Source organism: Pseudomonas salmasensis (genome assembly GCF_014268375.2).
GTDB lineage: Bacteria > Pseudomonadota > Gammaproteobacteria > Pseudomonadales > Pseudomonadaceae > Aquipseudomonas > Aquipseudomonas salmasensis.
Genome location: NZ_CP077083.1, coordinates 2,916,342 through 2,931,855 on the forward strand (window position 1 = coordinate 2,916,342; position 15,514 = coordinate 2,931,855).

11 protein-coding genes are annotated in these 15,514 nt (G+C 59.3%); 8 read left to right on the forward strand and 3 right to left on the reverse strand.

The window, feature by feature from the left end:
• The first annotated feature begins 108 nt into the window (after nt 1-108).
• The 3 genes from HU731_RS13035 to HU731_RS13045 all read left to right on the forward strand — a co-directional run bounded on the left by HU731_RS13035 (nt 109) and on the right by HU731_RS13045 (nt 4,238).
• The gene (locus HU731_RS13035; RefSeq protein WP_003194735.1) at nt 109-1,380 is read left to right on the forward strand and encodes a YeaH/YhbH family protein; all 1,272 of its coding nucleotides are present in this window, start codon (nt 109-111) and stop codon (nt 1,378-1,380) included.
• Nucleotides 1,377-2,942 carry a SpoVR family protein gene (locus HU731_RS13040; protein ID WP_003194736.1) on the forward strand — a complete coding sequence of 522 codons (1,566 nt, stop codon included), beginning with the start codon at nt 1,377-1,379 and terminating at the stop codon, nt 2,940-2,942. Before HU731_RS13035 ends, HU731_RS13040 begins: the two co-directional genes overlap by 4 nt.
• Before the next feature lie 63 nt (nt 2,943-3,005).
• Nucleotides 3,006-4,238, forward strand: coding sequence for a multifunctional CCA addition/repair protein (locus tag HU731_RS13045; RefSeq protein WP_186607786.1), 1,233 nt, complete (start codon nt 3,006-3,008; stop codon nt 4,236-4,238).
• Between the two features lie 72 nt (nt 4,239-4,310).
• On the opposite strand, the gene folK is transcribed toward HU731_RS13045, so the two are convergent.
• Complete coding sequence (gene folK / locus HU731_RS13050; RefSeq protein WP_186607785.1) at nt 4,311-4,829, reverse strand: 2-amino-4-hydroxy-6-hydroxymethyldihydropteridine diphosphokinase; 519 nt, start codon at nt 4,827-4,829, stop codon at nt 4,311-4,313.
• Entirely contained in the window at nt 4,820-5,173 is a 354-nt protein-coding gene (gene folB / locus HU731_RS13055; RefSeq protein WP_032895029.1) for a dihydroneopterin aldolase, read from the reverse strand. Before folB ends, folK begins: the two co-directional genes overlap by 10 nt.
• Nucleotides 5,174-5,247: 74 nt before the next feature.
• Here folB and plsY point away from each other — a divergent pair, with 74 nt between their 5' ends.
• Nucleotides 5,248-5,817 carry a glycerol-3-phosphate 1-O-acyltransferase PlsY gene (gene plsY, locus HU731_RS13060; protein ID WP_032895027.1) on the forward strand — a complete coding sequence of 190 codons (570 nt, stop codon included), beginning with the start codon at nt 5,248-5,250 and terminating at the stop codon, nt 5,815-5,817.
• Between the two features lie 30 nt (nt 5,818-5,847).
• Here plsY and tsaD read toward each other — a convergent pair whose 3' ends face one another.
• Complete coding sequence (gene tsaD, locus HU731_RS13065; RefSeq protein ID WP_186607784.1) at nt 5,848-6,873, reverse strand: tRNA (adenosine(37)-N6)-threonylcarbamoyltransferase complex transferase subunit TsaD; 1,026 nt, start codon at nt 6,871-6,873, stop codon at nt 5,848-5,850.
• Nucleotides 6,874-7,076: 203 nt separating this feature from the next.
• On the opposite strand from tsaD, the gene rpsU reads away from it, so the two are divergent.
• The 4 genes from rpsU (at nt 7,077) to HU731_RS13085 (ending at nt 15,499) form a co-directional block, all read left to right on the forward strand.
• Complete coding sequence (gene rpsU / locus HU731_RS13070; RefSeq protein ID WP_002551877.1) at nt 7,077-7,292, forward strand: 30S ribosomal protein S21; 216 nt, start codon at nt 7,077-7,079, stop codon at nt 7,290-7,292.
• A 442-nt stretch (nt 7,293-7,734) separates the two neighbouring features.
• Nucleotides 7,735-9,705, forward strand: a complete 1,971-nt coding sequence (gene dnaG, locus HU731_RS13075) for a DNA primase (RefSeq protein ID WP_186607783.1) — start codon at nt 7,735-7,737, stop codon at nt 9,703-9,705.
• 67 nt (nt 9,706-9,772) lie between these two features.
• Nucleotides 9,773-11,620 (forward strand): RNA polymerase sigma factor RpoD, encoded by a 1,848-nt coding sequence (rpoD, locus tag HU731_RS13080; protein ID WP_034128833.1) that lies wholly within the window; start codon nt 9,773-9,775, stop codon nt 11,618-11,620.
• 135 nt (nt 11,621-11,755) lie between these two features.
• A complete protein-coding gene (locus HU731_RS13085) occupies nt 11,756-15,499 on the forward strand; it encodes a bifunctional diguanylate cyclase/phosphodiesterase (RefSeq protein WP_186607782.1) in 3,744 nt (1,247 codons plus the stop codon).
• Nucleotides 15,500-15,514 lie beyond the last annotated feature (15 nt).

The window sequence follows — 15,514 nt, forward strand, 5'->3', positions numbered from 1 at the left end:
CGGCAAGCGCACACTGCCAGGCATCCTGCCTGGCAGTTGACCGCTTGTCCCTAAGCTTCCAGCTCGCGGCTTGAAGCTTGTAACGTGAAGCTGCCCGGAGGGCTCCCCATGAGCTATGTGATCGACCGACGCCTCAATGGCAAGAACAAGAGCACGGTAAACCGCCAGCGTTTCCTGCGGCGTTACCGTGACCACATCAAAAAGGCGGTAGAAGAGGCCGTCAGCCGCCGCTCCATCACCGACATGGAGCATGGCGAACAAATCAGCATTCCCGGCCGGGACATCGACGAACCGGTGCTCCACCATGGCCGCGGCGGCAAACAGACCGTGGTGCACCCCGGCAACAAGGAATTCACCACCGGCGAACATATCCAGCGCCCACAAGGCGGCGGTGGTGGCAAAGGCCCGGGCAAGGCCGGCAACTCTGGCGAAGGCATGGACGAATTCGTGTTCCAGATCACCCAGGAAGAATTCCTCGAATTCATGTTCGAAGACCTGGAACTGCCCAACCTGGTCAAGCGCAACCTCACCGGCACCGACACCTTCAAGACCGTACGCGCAGGGATCAGCAACGAGGGCAACCCTTCGCGCATCAACATCATCCGTACCCTGCGCTCAGCCCATGCACGGCGCATCGCCCTGTCGGGCAGCAGCCGCGCCAAACTCAAGCAGGCCAAGGAAGAGTTGGCACGTTTGAAGCGCGAAGAGCCGGACAACTTCGGCGATATTCAGGAAATCGAGGCAGAAATCGAAAAACTCAGCGCGCGCATTCACCGCGTGCCGTTCCTCGATACCTTTGACTTGAAGTACAACCTGCTGGTCAAGCAACCCAACCCCAGCTCCAAGGCTGTGATGTTCTGCCTGATGGACGTTTCCGGCTCCATGACCCAAGCCACCAAGGACATCGCCAAGCGTTTCTTTATCCTGCTGTACCTGTTCCTGAAACGGAACTACGACAAGATCGACGTCGTGTTCATCCGCCATCACACCAGCGCCCGGGAAGTGGACGAAGAGGAGTTTTTCTACTCGCGGGAAACCGGCGGCACCATCGTTTCCAGTGCACTGAAGCTGATGCAGGAGATCATGGCCGAGCGCTACCCCGCCAACGAGTGGAACATCTACGCCGCCCAGGCCTCCGACGGCGACAACTGGAACGACGACTCGCCGATCTGCCGGGACATCTTGATCAACCAGATCATGCCGTTCGTGCAGTACTACACTTACGTCGAAATCACCCCTCGTGAGCACCAGGCCCTGTGGTTCGAATACGAGCGCATCGGCGAAGCCTTTGCCGACACGTTCGCCCAGCAGCAACTGGTCTCGGCCGGCGATATCTACCCGGTCTTCCGTGAACTCTTCCAGCGCAGGTTAGTGACATGACCGCCAAAAAAGAGAACAAGCGCCAACCCATTTCCACCGGCTCCGAGTGGACCTTTGAACTGATCCAGGCCTATGACCGGGAAATCAGCCGTATCGCGGCGGGTTATGCCCTGGACACCTACCCCAACCAGATAGAAGTCATCACCGCTGAACAGATGATGGATGCCTATGCCTCCGTGGGCATGCCCCTGGGCTATCACCATTGGTCCTACGGGAAACACTTCCTCAGTACCGAGAAGTCGTACACCCGTGGCCAGATGGGCCTGGCCTACGAAATCGTGATCAACTCCGACCCGTGCATCGCGTACCTGATGGAAGAAAACACCATCTGCATGCAGGCGCTGGTGGTAGCTCATGCCTGCTATGGGCATAACAGTTTCTTCAAGGGCAACTACCTGTTTCGCACCTGGACCGATGCCAGTTCGATCATCGATTACCTGGTGTTCGCCAAGCAATACATCATGCAGTGCGAGGAGCGCCACGGTATTGATGCGGTGGAAGACCTGTTGGACTCCTGCCATGCGCTGATGAATTACGGGGTCGATCGCTATAAGCGTCCCTATCCTATTTCCGCCGAAGAGGAGCGCCTGCGCCAGAAGGAACGCGAGGAGCACCTGCAGAAACAGATCAACGACCTGTGGCGCACCATCCCCAAGCGCGCCGACAAAAACAGCGACAAGGACAATGCACGCTTCCCCGCCGAACCGCAGGAAAACATCCTGTATTTCCTGGAAAAACACGCTCCTCTGCTCGAACCCTGGCAGCGCGAAATCGTGCGCATCGTACGCAAGATCGCGCAATATTTTTATCCACAGCGCCAAACCCAGGTGATGAACGAAGGCTGGGCCACCTTCTGGCATTACACGCTGATGAACGACCTGTACGACGAAGGCCTGGTCACTGACGGCTTTATGATGGAGTTCCTCACGTCCCATACCAGCGTGGTCTTCCAGCCAGGTTTCGACAGCCCGTATTACAACGGCATTAACCCTTATGCGCTGGGTTTTGCCATGTACCGCGATATTCGCCGTATGTGCGAGCACCCCACAGAGGAAGACCGCCGCTGGTTCCCGGAAATCGCCGGCAGCGACTGGCTATCGACCATCAAGTTCGCCATGAGCAGCTTCAAGGATGAGAGTTTTATCCTGCAGTACCTGTCGCCCCAGGTAATCCGCGACCTCAAGCTGTTCAGCATCCTGGACGACGACCTCAAGGATGACTTGGTGGTGCCTGCCATCCACGACGAACCCGGCTACCGCATCATTCGCGAAACCCTCGCCGCGCAATACAACCTCGGTAACCGCGAGCCTAACGTGCAGATCTACAGCATCGATGTGCGTGGCGACCGTTCGTTGACCTTGCGTCACCAGCAGCACGACCGCAAACCCTTGGGCGAATCCACTGAGGAAGTGCTCAAGCACCTGCATCGGCTGTGGGGTTTTGATATTCATCTGGAAACCCTGCAGGGCGATCAAGTGATGAAAACCCACCATGTGCCACCGCGCAGCGATCATAACGACAATGACTACGGCCGCCTGGACATGGCCGTCGTTCACCTCTGAAACAGCAAAGCCTCCATTGGCCAGGCTCAGGCGTTATCCTGTGCCGCTAATGGAGGCTTTTTCATGAAAATCTACAAAGTCGGCGGCGCCGTGCGTGATCGCCTTCTGGGCATCGAGGTCACCGATATCGACCGCGTCGTCGTTGGCGCGACGGCCGAAGAGATGCTCGCCAAGGGTTATAAACCGGTGGGCGCCGATTTCCCGGTATTTCTCGACCCGAAAAACGGTGACGAATACGCCCTCGCTCGCACCGAACGCAAGAATGGCCGGGGTTACGGTGGCTTTGTGTTCCATGCGAGCCCCGACGTTACGCTGGAAGAAGACCTGATCCGGCGTGACCTGACCATCAATGCCATGGCGGAGGACGACGAAGGTAATCTGACTGATCCTTACCACGGCCAACGCGACCTTGAAGCGCGTATTTTGCGGCATGTTTCTCCCGCGTTTGCCGAAGATCCACTCCGAGTGCTGCGTGTTGCACGCTTCGCCGCGCGCTATGCGCCTCATGGCTTCACAGTCGCCCCTGAGACGCTGGCGTTAATGCGCCAACTCAGTGAGTCCGGCGAGCTGGAGGCCCTTACCCCCGAGCGCAGTTGGAAGGAAATCTCACGGGCGCTGATGGAAGCTCAACCCCAGGTATTTATCCAAGTACTGCGCGACTGCGATGCGCTGAAAACCTTGATGCCCGAGGTGGATGCGCTGTTCGGCGTGCCGCAGCCCGCAGCGCACCACCCGGAAATAGACACCGGCGTGCACACCTTGAGCGTGCTGGAGCAGGCCGCCCTGCACAAGCAACCGCTGAGCGTGCGCTGGGCCTGCCTGCTGCATGATTTGGGTAAAGGCCTGACGCCTGTGGATAAGTTACCGCAGCATATTGCCCACGAGCAGCGCGGCCTGAAGCTGATCAAAGCGGTGAACGAGCGCTTCAAGGTGCCAAAGGATTGCCAGGAATTGGCCTTGCTCGTGGGGCAATATCATACCCATGGGCATCGTGCACTGGAGCTCAAGGCCTCGACATTGCTGGACTTGCTGCAAAGCTTCGACGTGTACCGTCGGCCGCAACGCTTTGAAGAATTCGTGGCGGCCTGCGAAATGGACGCTCGAGGCCGCCAGGGTTTTGAGCAACGCAGTTATCCACAGGCCGATTATTTACGGGCAGCCGCAAAGGCTGCACGCGAAGTACCGGTAGCGCCGTTGCTGGAAAAAGGTTTCAAAGGCCCCGAACTGGGCGAGGCGCTCAAGCGCGAACGGCTCAAGGCACTCAAAGCCTACAAGGAACAGCAAAAGCCCCTGTAGGAGCGAGCGTGCTCGCGAAGAACCTCAACGATGACGCAGCGCCCTCAGGTTTTTCGCGAGCAAGCTCGGCGCCTACAAAAGAGCTAGCGGCGTCAGTGGCTGACCCTGCCACTCGAACGCCACAGGCGCCAATACCTGATCAATTTGCGCGTCTCGCCACAAGTCGGCCATTGTCTTGCCCGCCTCCGGGTGCAGACGCTCCGGCGCCATCATCGACAGCGGCCACAACACAAAGGCGTTTTTCAGAATTTCGGCTCGCGGCAGGACCAACCCATCAAAATCGCCCACCAGATCGCCGTACAACAACACATCGATGTCCAGCGGCAGGCCTTTGCGGTCGGGCGCGTAGCGGCCATTGTCGGCCTCGATGGATTTCAAGCGGCGGTCCAACTCCATCAATGGCAGGTCGGTATAAGCCGACACCACCAGATTGAAAAACGGCCCGCTCTTGATACCCACCGGCTGGCTTTCGAACACCGCTGAACAGCGCATATCCGTCAAAAAGCCCGCCAACGCATCCAAGCCGGCGCATAAACGAGCCTCGCGCTCGATATTGCTGCCAAGCCCGAGGTAAACCTGAGTCAACGACATCCGCGCTCGATCTCCACGCCCACGCCCTTGGCAGCCGGTACCGCGCCGGGCTTGGTCAACTTGAGGTGCAGCCAGGGAATCTGGAATTCACTCATCAGCACTTCGGCCAGGCGCTCGGCAAAGGTTTCCACCAACTGGTACTGGGACTGCTCGGCAAAGGCCTGGATACGCGCAGACACCCTGGCGTAATCCAGTGCCAGGGTCAGGTCATCACCGGCCGCAGCTGGGCGATTATCCCAGGCGAAGCTCAGGTCCAGGCGCAGGCATTGCCGGATTCCGCGCTCCCAGTCGTAAGCCCCGATCACGGTGTCGACTTCCAGGCCTTCGATAAACACTCTGTCCAAGCACTTTTCTCCGCAGCACGACAAGGGCGCGATGCCCCGTTAGAATCAGGGCGTCCTCGCCCGGAATAGTTAGCATGTTTTGGTCACTGGCGATTTTCGCCTACCTGCTCGGCTCGCTGTCCTTCGCCATTTTGCTCAGCCGCTTGACGGGAAATCCCGACCCGCGAATGAGTGGCTCAGGCAATGCCGGCGCCACCAATATGTTGCGCCTGGCCGGCAAGAAACTCGCCGTCCTGACCTTGCTGGGCGACCTGTGCAAGGGCCTGCTGCCCGTGCTCATCGCCAGCCTCGTCGGCCTTAGCTTGCAACAGCAAGCCTGGGTGGGCCTATGCGCCGTCCTGGGCCACCTGTTCCCGTTGTACTTCCGCTTTCGCGGCGGCAAGGGCGTCGCCACGGCGGCCGGCATGCTGCTGGGTATTTACCCCCCTGCGGCGTTACTGGCCATGCTCGCCTGGCTGCTGACGTTCTACCTGACCCGCACCAGCTCACTGGCCGCGCTGATTGCCACGCCACTGACCCTACCGTTGCTGGCTTGGCAGGAACCGCAAGCGCTGGTGCCGATGAGCGTGCTGACACTGCTGATCGTCTGGCGCCACCGCGGCAATCTACGCGACCTGTTTGCCGGGCGCGAACGGCATTTTTAAATACCCGCCCGAACCCGGCGCCCTCAACCCTTACAACGACGGCAGTTGCTCCATCGGCCAGCGCGCCTGCACGCTGATCGCCAGGCTTTCGTGCTGCCCGGCCTGCAAGCGCTGGCAACCGGCATAGGCGATCATCGCGCCGTTGTCAGTGCAGAACTCAGGGCGTGCGTAAAACACATTGCCATTCATGTCGCCGAGCATTTTTTCCAGGGAGCTGCGCAACGCCTTGTTGGCGCTGACGCCGCCTGCGATCACCAGCCGCTGCATGCCCGCCTGTTTCAGGGCGCGCTTGCACTTGATGGTCAAAGTCTCCACCACAGCCTGCTGGAACGCCAGCGCGATGTCGCAACGGGCTTGCTGGCCGTCGTCCCCGGCGCTGACACTCTGTTGCCAGGTGTTCAAGGCAGAGGTTTTCAAGCCGCTGAAACTGAACATCAAGCCAGGACGATCACACATCGGTCGCGGGAAGGTGTAGCGGCCGGCAACGCCGTTTTCGGCAAGGCGGGCGATTTCCGGACCGCCAGGATAATTAAGCCCCATCATCTTCGCGGTTTTGTCGAACGCTTCGCCGGCGGCATCGTCCAGCGACTCGCCCAACAGCGTGTATTGGCCGATCCCATCCACCTGAACCAGCTGCGTATGCCCGCCCGAAACCAACAAAGCGACGAACGGGAACTCTGGCGGTGTTTTTTCCAGCATGGGCGCCAATAAATGGCCTTCCATATGGTGCACGCCAAGGGCAGGAATGCCCCAGGCAAAGGCCAGCGCCTGGGCGCAAGAGGCCCCAACCAGCAGGGCTCCGACCAATCCGGGCCCTGCCGTATAGGCGATGGCATCGATCTCGGTTGCCACACAGCCGGCCTCATCCAGCACCTGGCGGATCAGCGGCAGCATGCGCTTGACGTGATCGCGGCTGGCAAGCTCCGGCACCACGCCGCCATAGGCGCGATGCAGGTCGATCTGACTGAACAGTGCATCGGCCAAAAGCCCGCGTTCACTGTCGTATAGTGCGACTCCGGTTTCGTCGCAGGAGGTTTCAAGTCCCAGTACTAGCATGGGTTTGCGCCTTGTAGAGGCTGAATTCGAAGGCGCGCATAATAGTCGCCACTCCCCCTCCCGACTAGCGGTTTTCGATCAGAGGCTTTGCATTCCGGGCAATGAGGGGTTAACATCCGCAACCCTTAAAAACCGACGACCTCAGCCGCGAATTTTTTGCGACGAGAACGTTGATTCCCGGTAATGAAAGAAGGTAGCTCTGGATGCCAGCCGTCAAAGTAAAAGAGAACGAACCCTTCGACGTAGCTCTGCGTCGTTTCAAGCGCTCCTGCGAAAAAGCCGGTGTTCTGGCTGAAGTTCGTAGCCGCGAATTTTATGAGAAGCCAACTTCTGAGCGTAAGCGCAAAGCAGCAGCCGCTGTTAAGCGTCACGCTAAGAAAGTTCAGCGCGAACAGCGCCGCGCCGTTCGTCTGTACTAATACACAGACGTTCGTAGCAAGCTTCTGCCAAGCCCGGCCCTCAGCCGGGCTGTTGGCATTTGCGGATATCGCTTGATGCTTCACCGTCGACGCCGCACATGCGACCGAGACACTGCTTCACACGTCAGGGCTGGCTCTTTTGCCAGCGGTGCACGTCTCTTCTGACGAGCCTAACAAGGCTACTGACGAGCACACCTATTCTTCAAACAGACGATCAACTGTATCGGCTGTGCCCAACAATGCGTTTCCGAGGCCGCCATTGGCCTAGACCGAACGCCCGGGCAACATTTCCATGCCGAAGACTGAACAGAAACTACCCTCAGTGAATATTCGGCAGATACACTTCCTGATGACCTATGCAGACGATGATGCTCAAGCACTCCATACGTGCGCTTGAACACGTCACGGGTCCTCATTTACACGCAGTGATGACGAGAACGCCATGGCCGGGCTGATTCCCCAGAGCTTTATTGACGACCTTCTGAACCGCACCGACATCGTCGATGTTGTCAGCTCACGCGTACAGCTAAAAAAAGCCGGCAAAAACTACACCGCCTGCTGCCCGTTCCATAAAGAAAAAACCCCATCCTTCAGCGTCAGCCCCGACAAGCAGTTTTATTACTGCTTCGGTTGCGGCGCGGGCGGGAATGCCCTGGGTTTCCTGATGGACCACGACAACCTGGACTTTCCCCAGGCTGTCGAGGACCTGGCGAAAGCCGCCGGCATGGAAGTGCCCCGCGAAGACAGTGGTCGCCCGCACAAACCCCGGCAACCCACCGATTCGCCGCTGTACCCGCTGCTGACCGCCGCTGCCGACTTTTACCGCCAGGCGCTCAAGAGCCATCCGCAGCGCAAGGCCGCTGTCGACTACCTCAAAGGGCGCGGCCTCACCGGCGAAATCGCTCGGGATTTTGGTCTCGGCTTCGCTCCGCCGGGCTGGGACAACCTGTATAAACACCTGAGCAGCGACACCCTCCAGCAAAAGGCCATGATCGATGCCGGCCTGCTGGTGGAAAACGCCGAGACCGGCAAGCGCTATGACCGCTTCCGCGACCGCGTGATGTTCCCGATACGCGACAGCCGTGGCCGCATCATCGCCTTCGGCGGCCGCGTACTCGGGGACGACAAGCCCAAGTACCTGAACTCCCCGGAGACCCCGGTGTTCCACAAGGGCCAGGAACTCTACGGCCTGTTCGAAGCGCGCAAGAACAACCGCAACCTCGACGAGATCATCGTGGTTGAAGGCTATATGGACGTGATCGCCCTCGCCCAGCAAGGCCTGCGCAACGCGGTCGCCACCCTCGGCACCGCCACCAGCGAAGAACATTTGAAGCGCCTGTTTCGCGTCGTGCCCAGCGTGCTGTTTTGCTTCGACGGCGACCAAGCTGGCCGCAACGCCGCCTGGCGCGCGCTCGAAGCCACACTGTCGAGCCTGCAGGATGGCCGCCGCGCACGCTTCCTGTTCCTGCCCGAAGGCGAAGACCCGGACACCCTGGTGCGCTCCGAAGGTACCGACGCGTTCCGTGCACGCATCAATCAACATGCACAGCCGCTGGCGGATTATTTTTTCCAGCAACTGACCGAAGAAGCTGACCCGCGCTCCCTGGAGGGCAAGGCCCATATGGCCACCCTCGCGGCGCCGCTGATCGACAAGGTCCCGGGCGCCAACTTGCGCACACTGATGCGTCAGCGCCTGCTGGAGATCACCGGTTTGAGCGGCGAAGCCGTAAGCCAGCTGGTGCACAGCGCCCCGCAGGATGCGCCGCCAGCCTACGACCCCGGCATGGATTACGACGCCATGCCGGACTACGCTGACTTTCACCAACCTCAGGAGGCCTTCGCGCCCCAGCAGGAATGGACGCCGAAGAAGCCCGGCGCCGGCGGCAAGAAGTGGGACAAAAAGCCCTGGAGCAAAAACGGCAAACGCGGTGATCGCGATGAGGCCTACGCTCCACGCACACCCGTAGCGGTGGAAGCCCCCACACTGATTGCACTGCGCACATTGATTCACCACCCGCAATTGGCCGGCAAGGTTGAAAGCGCCGACCATTTTGCCAACGCGAGCAACACCTACGCCCAGGTGCTTATTGCACTGATCGAAGCCGTGCAGAAAAACCCTAAGCTAAACTCAATTCAGTTGATGGCTCGCTGGCATGGCACGGAACAGGGCCGTTTATTACGGGCACTGGCGGAAAAGGAGTGGCTAATTGACGGCGACAACCTTGAACAACAGTTTTTAGACACCATTAATAGGTTATCCGCGGGTCAACACACTCAGACCCTCGATGAACTTATCAAGAGAGCGAGGCAGCCGGGATTATCGGCTGAAGAGCAAATTCAGATAGCAAAACAGATGCGCGACCTCTTAAAACAGAATGTTTACGCATCAAACCCGACCTCAGCTGGCGTGTGAGGTCATAGCTCGGGTATAATCCTCGGCTTGTTTTTTGCCCGCCAAGACCTTCAGTGGATAGGGTGTTATGTCCGGAAAAGCGCAACAGCAGTCTCGTATCAAAGAGTTGATACTTCTTGGTCGTGAGCAGGGTTACCTGACTTACGCGGAGGTCAACGACCACCTGCCTGAGGATATTTCAGATCCTGAGCAGGTGGAAGACATCATCCGCATGATTAACGACATGGGGATCAACGTATTCGAAGTCGCGCCAGATAAGGATTCCCTTATGCTGGCCGACGCTGATACCGACGAGGCCGCCGCTGAGGAAGCTGCTGCCGCGCTGGCTGCAGTAGAGACCGATATCGGCCGCACGACAGACCCGGTGCGCATGTATATGCGCGAAATGGGTACCGTCGAGCTGCTGACACGCGAAGGCGAAATCGAAATCGCCAAGCGTATCGAAGAGGGCATCCGTGAAGTGATGGGCGCAATTGCGCACTTCCCTGGCACGGTTGACCACATTCTCTCCGAGTACACCCGCGTCACCACCGAAGGTGGCCGCCTGTCCGACGTCCTGAGCGGTTATATCGACCCGGACGACGGCATTGCGCCGCCTGCCGCCGAAGTGCCGCCGCCTGTTGATGCGAAAGCCGCAAAAGCGGACGACGACTCCGACGACGACGAAGCTGAAAGCAGCGACGACGAAGAAGAAGCCGAAAGCGGTCCAGACCCGGTCATCGCTGCCCAGCGCTTCGGTGCGGTTTCCGATCAAATGGAAATCACCCGCAAGGCCCTGAAAAAGCACGGTCGTGGCAACAAGCAGGCGATTGCCGAGCTGGTGGCCCTGGCTGAGCTGTTCATGCCGATCAAGCTGGTGCCCAAGCAGTTCGAAGGCCTGGTTGAGCGTGTTCGCAGTGCCCTTGAGCGTCTGCGTGCCCAAGAGCGTGCAATCATGCAGCTCTGTGTGCGTGATGCGCGCATGCCGCGTACCGATTTCCTGCGCCAGTTCCCGGGCAACGAAGTTGACGAAAGCTGGAGCGACGCACTGGCCAAGGGCAAGGCGAAATATGCCGAAGCCATAGGTCGCCTGCAGCCCGATATCATCCGTTGCCAGCAGAAGCTGACCGCGCTTGAGACCGAAACCGGCCTGACGATTGCAGAAATCAAAGACATCAACCGTCGCATGTCGATCGGCGAGGCCAAGGCCCGCCGCGCGAAGAAAGAGATGGTTGAAGCGAACTTGCGTCTGGTGATCTCCATCGCCAAGAAGTACACCAACCGTGGCCTGCAATTCCTTGATCTGATCCAGGAAGGCAACATCGGCTTGATGAAGGCGGTGGACAAGTTCGAATACCGTCGCGGCTACAAGTTCTCGACTTATGCCACCTGGTGGATCCGTCAGGCGATCACTCGCTCGATCGCCGACCAGGCCCGCACCATCCGTATTCCGGTGCACATGATCGAGACCATCAACAAGCTCAACCGCATTTCCCGGCAGATGTTGCAGGAAATGGGTCGCGAACCGACCCCGGAAGAGCTGGGCGAACGCATGGAAATGCCTGAGGATAAAATCCGCAAGGTATTGAAGATCGCTAAAGAGCCGATCTCCATGGAAACGCCGATTGGTGATGACGAAGACTCCCATCTGGGTGACTTCATCGAAGACTCGACCATGCAGTCGCCAATCGATGTCGCCACTGTTGAGAGCTTGAAAGAAGCGACTCGTGACGTACTGTCCGGCCTCACTGCCCGTGAAGCCAAGGTACTGCGCATGCGTTTCGGCATCGACATGAATACCGACCACACCCTTGAGGAAGTCGGTAAGCAGTTTGACGTGACCCGTGAGCGGATCCGTCAGATCGAAGCCAAGGCGCTGCGCAAGTTGCGCCACCCGACGCGAAGCGAGCATCTGCGCTCCTTCCTCGACGAGTGATACCAGAACCCCCGGCCCAGGCCGGGGGTTTTGCTTTCTACCGACCGCTTTCCACAGATTAACTGCCCCGCATCACCCTGCCCCCGCAATGCCCGTCTACACTCGAGACATTCCCCGTGCCATAACGAGACCGTTATGCCCAGATTGCCGACCGTGATACTGCTGTCGCTGCTGACCTGGACCGCAACGGCTGGCGCGTTGACTCTTACGGATGATGAGCGTAGCTGGTTGGCGGACCATCAGGAGCTGCGCCTCGGCGTGGACGCGTCCTGGCCACCTTTTGAATATCGCGATGAAAATGGCCGATATCAGGGCCTGGCTGCCGACTACGTACGCCTACTCCAGGACCGTCTGGGTGTGCGAATCAAACTGATCGAACCGGTGAACTGGACTGCGGTGCTTGAACAAGCCCGCAATAACCAGCTCGACCTGCTACCTGGCATCATGTCCACCCCCGAACGCCAGAATTTCCTGGCCTTCACACGCCCCTATCTCGACTTCCCCATCGTCATCCTGGCCCACGAAGGCGGCGCGAAACCCCGCAGCCTCAAGGATTTGTACGGGCTGAAAATTGCCGTGGTGGAAAACTACGCGCCCCACGAACTGCTGCGTACCCACCATCCGGACCTGAATCTGGTGGCCCTGCCCAACGTCAGTTCGACGCTGCAAGCCCTGGCCACCGATGAAGTGGACGCCGTAGTCGGCGACCTGGCCTCCAGCGTCTGGAGCCTGCGCCAACTCAAGCTCGACGGCCTGTACGTCAGCGGCGAAACGCCCTACCGCTACCAACTGGCGATGGGCGTGCCGCGGGATGAGAAAATCCTGGTGGGCATCCTGGACAAAGTCCTCGCCGACCTCAGCTCAGCCGAAACTGATGCGATCCAGCAACACTGGGTCGGCAGCTTCACCGATCACCGCACCTTCTGGGCTGACTTGCTGATGTACGGCCTGCCAGCGGTGTTGCTGTTGAGTACGGTGCTGGCGATCGTCATTCGCATCAACCGCAGGCTCAGCTCGGAAATTTCCCGCCGGGTCGCCCTTGAGCAAGAATTGCGCAGCAGCGAGTACCACTATCGCGGCCTGGTGGAGAGCTTGTCCGCCATCGCCTGGGAAGCAAGCATCAGCGATTTCACCTACAGCTACGTGTCGCCCCATGCCGAAGACCTGCTCGGTTATCCCCGCGCCCATTGGCTGATTCCAGGTTTCTGGCGCAACATCATCCACCCCGCCGACCTGACCCGCGCCGAGGCCTATTGCTATCGGGAAACCCGTGCAAACCGTGATCACAGTATTGATTACCGAGTCATCACCGCTGATGGCCGCTGCCTGTGGGTACGTGACATTGTCAGCCTGATCGAACACGGCCATGAGCCGGTGCTGCGCGGCCTGATGATCGACATCAGCGAAGCCAAGCGCACCGAAGAAGCCCTGCAACTGTCCGAGCAGAAATTTGCCTCAGTGTTTCAGCAGTGCCCCGACATCCTGGTGATTGCCCGGTTGTCCGATGGCTGCCTGCTGGAGGTCAATAAGGCATTCGAGGACCAGATTGGCCTGCGCGCCGACGAGGTGGTAGGCAAAACCGCCCCCGACCTGAATATATGGGGTATTCAAGGGGGCGGCCCGGATTTGCTGCAACGAGTACAGACCACCAGCATCCGCAACCTGGAAATGCCCTTTCTGCGCAGCAATGGCCAAGCCTTTACCGGGCTGATCTCGGCCGAGCCATTCCAACTCGACACCACCGAAGCCTTGGTGGTGGTGGTGCGGGACATCACCCAGCTCAAGGAAACCCAACAGCGACTGCAAACTTCCGAAGAAAAGTTTGCCAAAGCCTTCCATGCCTCCCCCGATGGCTTGCTGCTGAGCCGTCAGAGCGATGGCCTATTGATTGAAGTAAACGAGGGTTTCAGCCACCTGACCGGTTTCACCAGCGCCTCTTCACTCGACCAATCAGCCCTGGACCTGGGCATCTGGGTCGACCTCAACGAACGCAAGCACATGCTCGAATTGATGCAGCGCGACGGCTTTGTCCGCGATTTCATCTGCCATATCCGTCGTGCCGACGGCGAGATTCGCCTGTGCGAAGTGTCCAGCCGCCCGCTGCCGATTGGCGACGAAGATTGCATGCTGACCATCGCCCGGGACATCACCGAACGCCAGTTGATGCAGGAAAAACTACAGCAGGCCGCCACGGTGTTCGAAAGCACCGCCGAAGGCGTCTTGATCACCGACACACGGCAGAACATCAGCGCCGTCAACCGCGCCTTCACTGAGATAACCGGCTATAGCGAGGTTGAAGCCCTTGGTCATACCCCGCGTCTGCTTGCCTCCGGCCTGCATGACAGCGCGTTCTATGCGGCGATGTGGCACCAGTTGACGGCCCACGGCCACTGGCAAGGCGAGATTTCCAACCGCCGCAAGAACGGCGAGGTGTATCCGAGTTGGTTGACCATCAGCGCCGTGCGTAACCACGAGCAATTGATCACACACTTCGTTGCCGTGTTCGCCGACATCTCCAGCCTCAAGCTGGCCCAGGCACGCCTCGACTATCAGGCCCACCACGACCCATTGACCGGCCTGCCCAACCGCACCCTGTTTGAAAACCGGCTGCAGGCCGCCCTCAACGGCCAGCAGGAAAGTGGCAAGCAGGGTGCGGTGCTGTTTCTCGACCTCGACCGGTTCAAACACATCAACGACAGCCTCGGTCACCCGGTCGGCGACCTGCTGCTCAAAGACATTGCCGTACGCCTCAAGGAACAGTTGCGGGACGTGGACACCGTTGCCCGCCTGGGCGGCGACGAATTCATCATCCTGCTGCCCGGTTTGCAACAGGCCAGCGACGCCCAGCACTTGGCGAACAAACTGCTCGACTGCTTTACCCCGCCCTTCCAGGCCGGCGAGCATGAGTTCTTTATCAGCGCCAGTATCGGCACCAGCCTGTATCCACAGGACGGCACCGACGTGGCCACCCTGGTCAAAAATGCCGACGCCGCAATGTATCGCTCCAAGGCCAAGGGGCGTAACCGGGTCGAGCGCTATACCCGCGACCTGACCGCCCAGGCCAATGAACGCGTAGCGCTGGAGCACGAACTACGCCGTGCCATCGAGCGTGAAGAATTGAGCCTGTATTACCAACCCAAACGCAGCCTGGTCACCCAGCAACTGATCGGCGCAGAGGCCTTGATCCGCTGGCATCACCCGACGCTGGGCGAGGTCCCGCCCGAGCACTTTATTGCCCTGGCCGAAGAGAACGGCATGATCCTGCAAATCGGCGACTGGGTACTGGAACAGGCCTGCCGGCAGTTGCACGCCTGGCAAGCGGCTTTCGAGGATTTCGGCCCCCTGTCGGTCAACCTCGCAGGCGCGCAACTGCGTCACCCCAACCTGCTTTCACGCATCGAACAACTGCTGCACGATTACCGCCTCGAACCCGGCTGCCTGCAACTGGAAATCACCGAAAACTTCATCATGAGCCAAGCCGAAGAAGCGCTCGCGGTGTTGCACCAACTCAAGCGCCTAGGCGTCCAGCTGGCAATCGATGATTTCGGCACCGGTTATTCATCCCTCAGCTACCTCAAGCGCCTGCCCCTGGACTTCCTCAAGATCGATCAATCCTTCGTCCGCGGCTTGCCCGACGACCCTCACGATGCAGCCATCGTGCGCGCCATCATCGCCCTCGGCCACAGCATGCAATTCACCATCATCGCCGAAGGCGTGGAGACCCCGGCACAACAAGCATTTCTCGCAAGCGAGGGGTGTGAACAGATGCAAGGCTACATCGTCAGCCTGCCCCTGCCGCCGGAGCTTTTTGCCGCCAGCTTCCTTCGTACACGGCATGAGGATTTTTCGGATGGCACAGTGAACAAACCATCGTTATAATCCGCGACCTACTGA

Bases quoted from the DNA above. Each gene is read 5' to 3' on its own strand.
- tsaD (WP_186607784.1), bottom strand. From the start codon at position 6,873: ATGCTAGTACTGGGACTTGAAACCTCCTGCGACGAAACCGGAGTCGCA.
- HU731_RS13040 (WP_003194736.1), top strand. From the start codon at position 1,377: ATGACCGCCAAAAAAGAGAACAAGCGCCAACCCATTTCCACCGGCTCC.
- rpsU (WP_002551877.1), top strand. From the start codon at position 7,077: ATGCCAGCCGTCAAAGTAAAAGAGAACGAACCCTTCGACGTAGCTCTG.
- HU731_RS13085 (WP_186607782.1), top strand. From the start codon at position 11,756: ATGCCCAGATTGCCGACCGTGATACTGCTGTCGCTGCTGACCTGGACC.
- plsY (WP_032895027.1), top strand. From the start codon at position 5,248: ATGTTTTGGTCACTGGCGATTTTCGCCTACCTGCTCGGCTCGCTGTCC.
- dnaG (WP_186607783.1), top strand. From the start codon at position 7,735: ATGGCCGGGCTGATTCCCCAGAGCTTTATTGACGACCTTCTGAACCGC.
- rpoD (WP_034128833.1), top strand. From the start codon at position 9,773: ATGTCCGGAAAAGCGCAACAGCAGTCTCGTATCAAAGAGTTGATACTT.
- folK (WP_186607785.1), bottom strand. From the start codon at position 4,829: ATGTCGTTGACTCAGGTTTACCTCGGGCTTGGCAGCAATATCGAGCGC.
- HU731_RS13045 (WP_186607786.1), top strand. From the start codon at position 3,006: ATGAAAATCTACAAAGTCGGCGGCGCCGTGCGTGATCGCCTTCTGGGC.
- HU731_RS13035 (WP_003194735.1), top strand. From the start codon at position 109: ATGAGCTATGTGATCGACCGACGCCTCAATGGCAAGAACAAGAGCACG.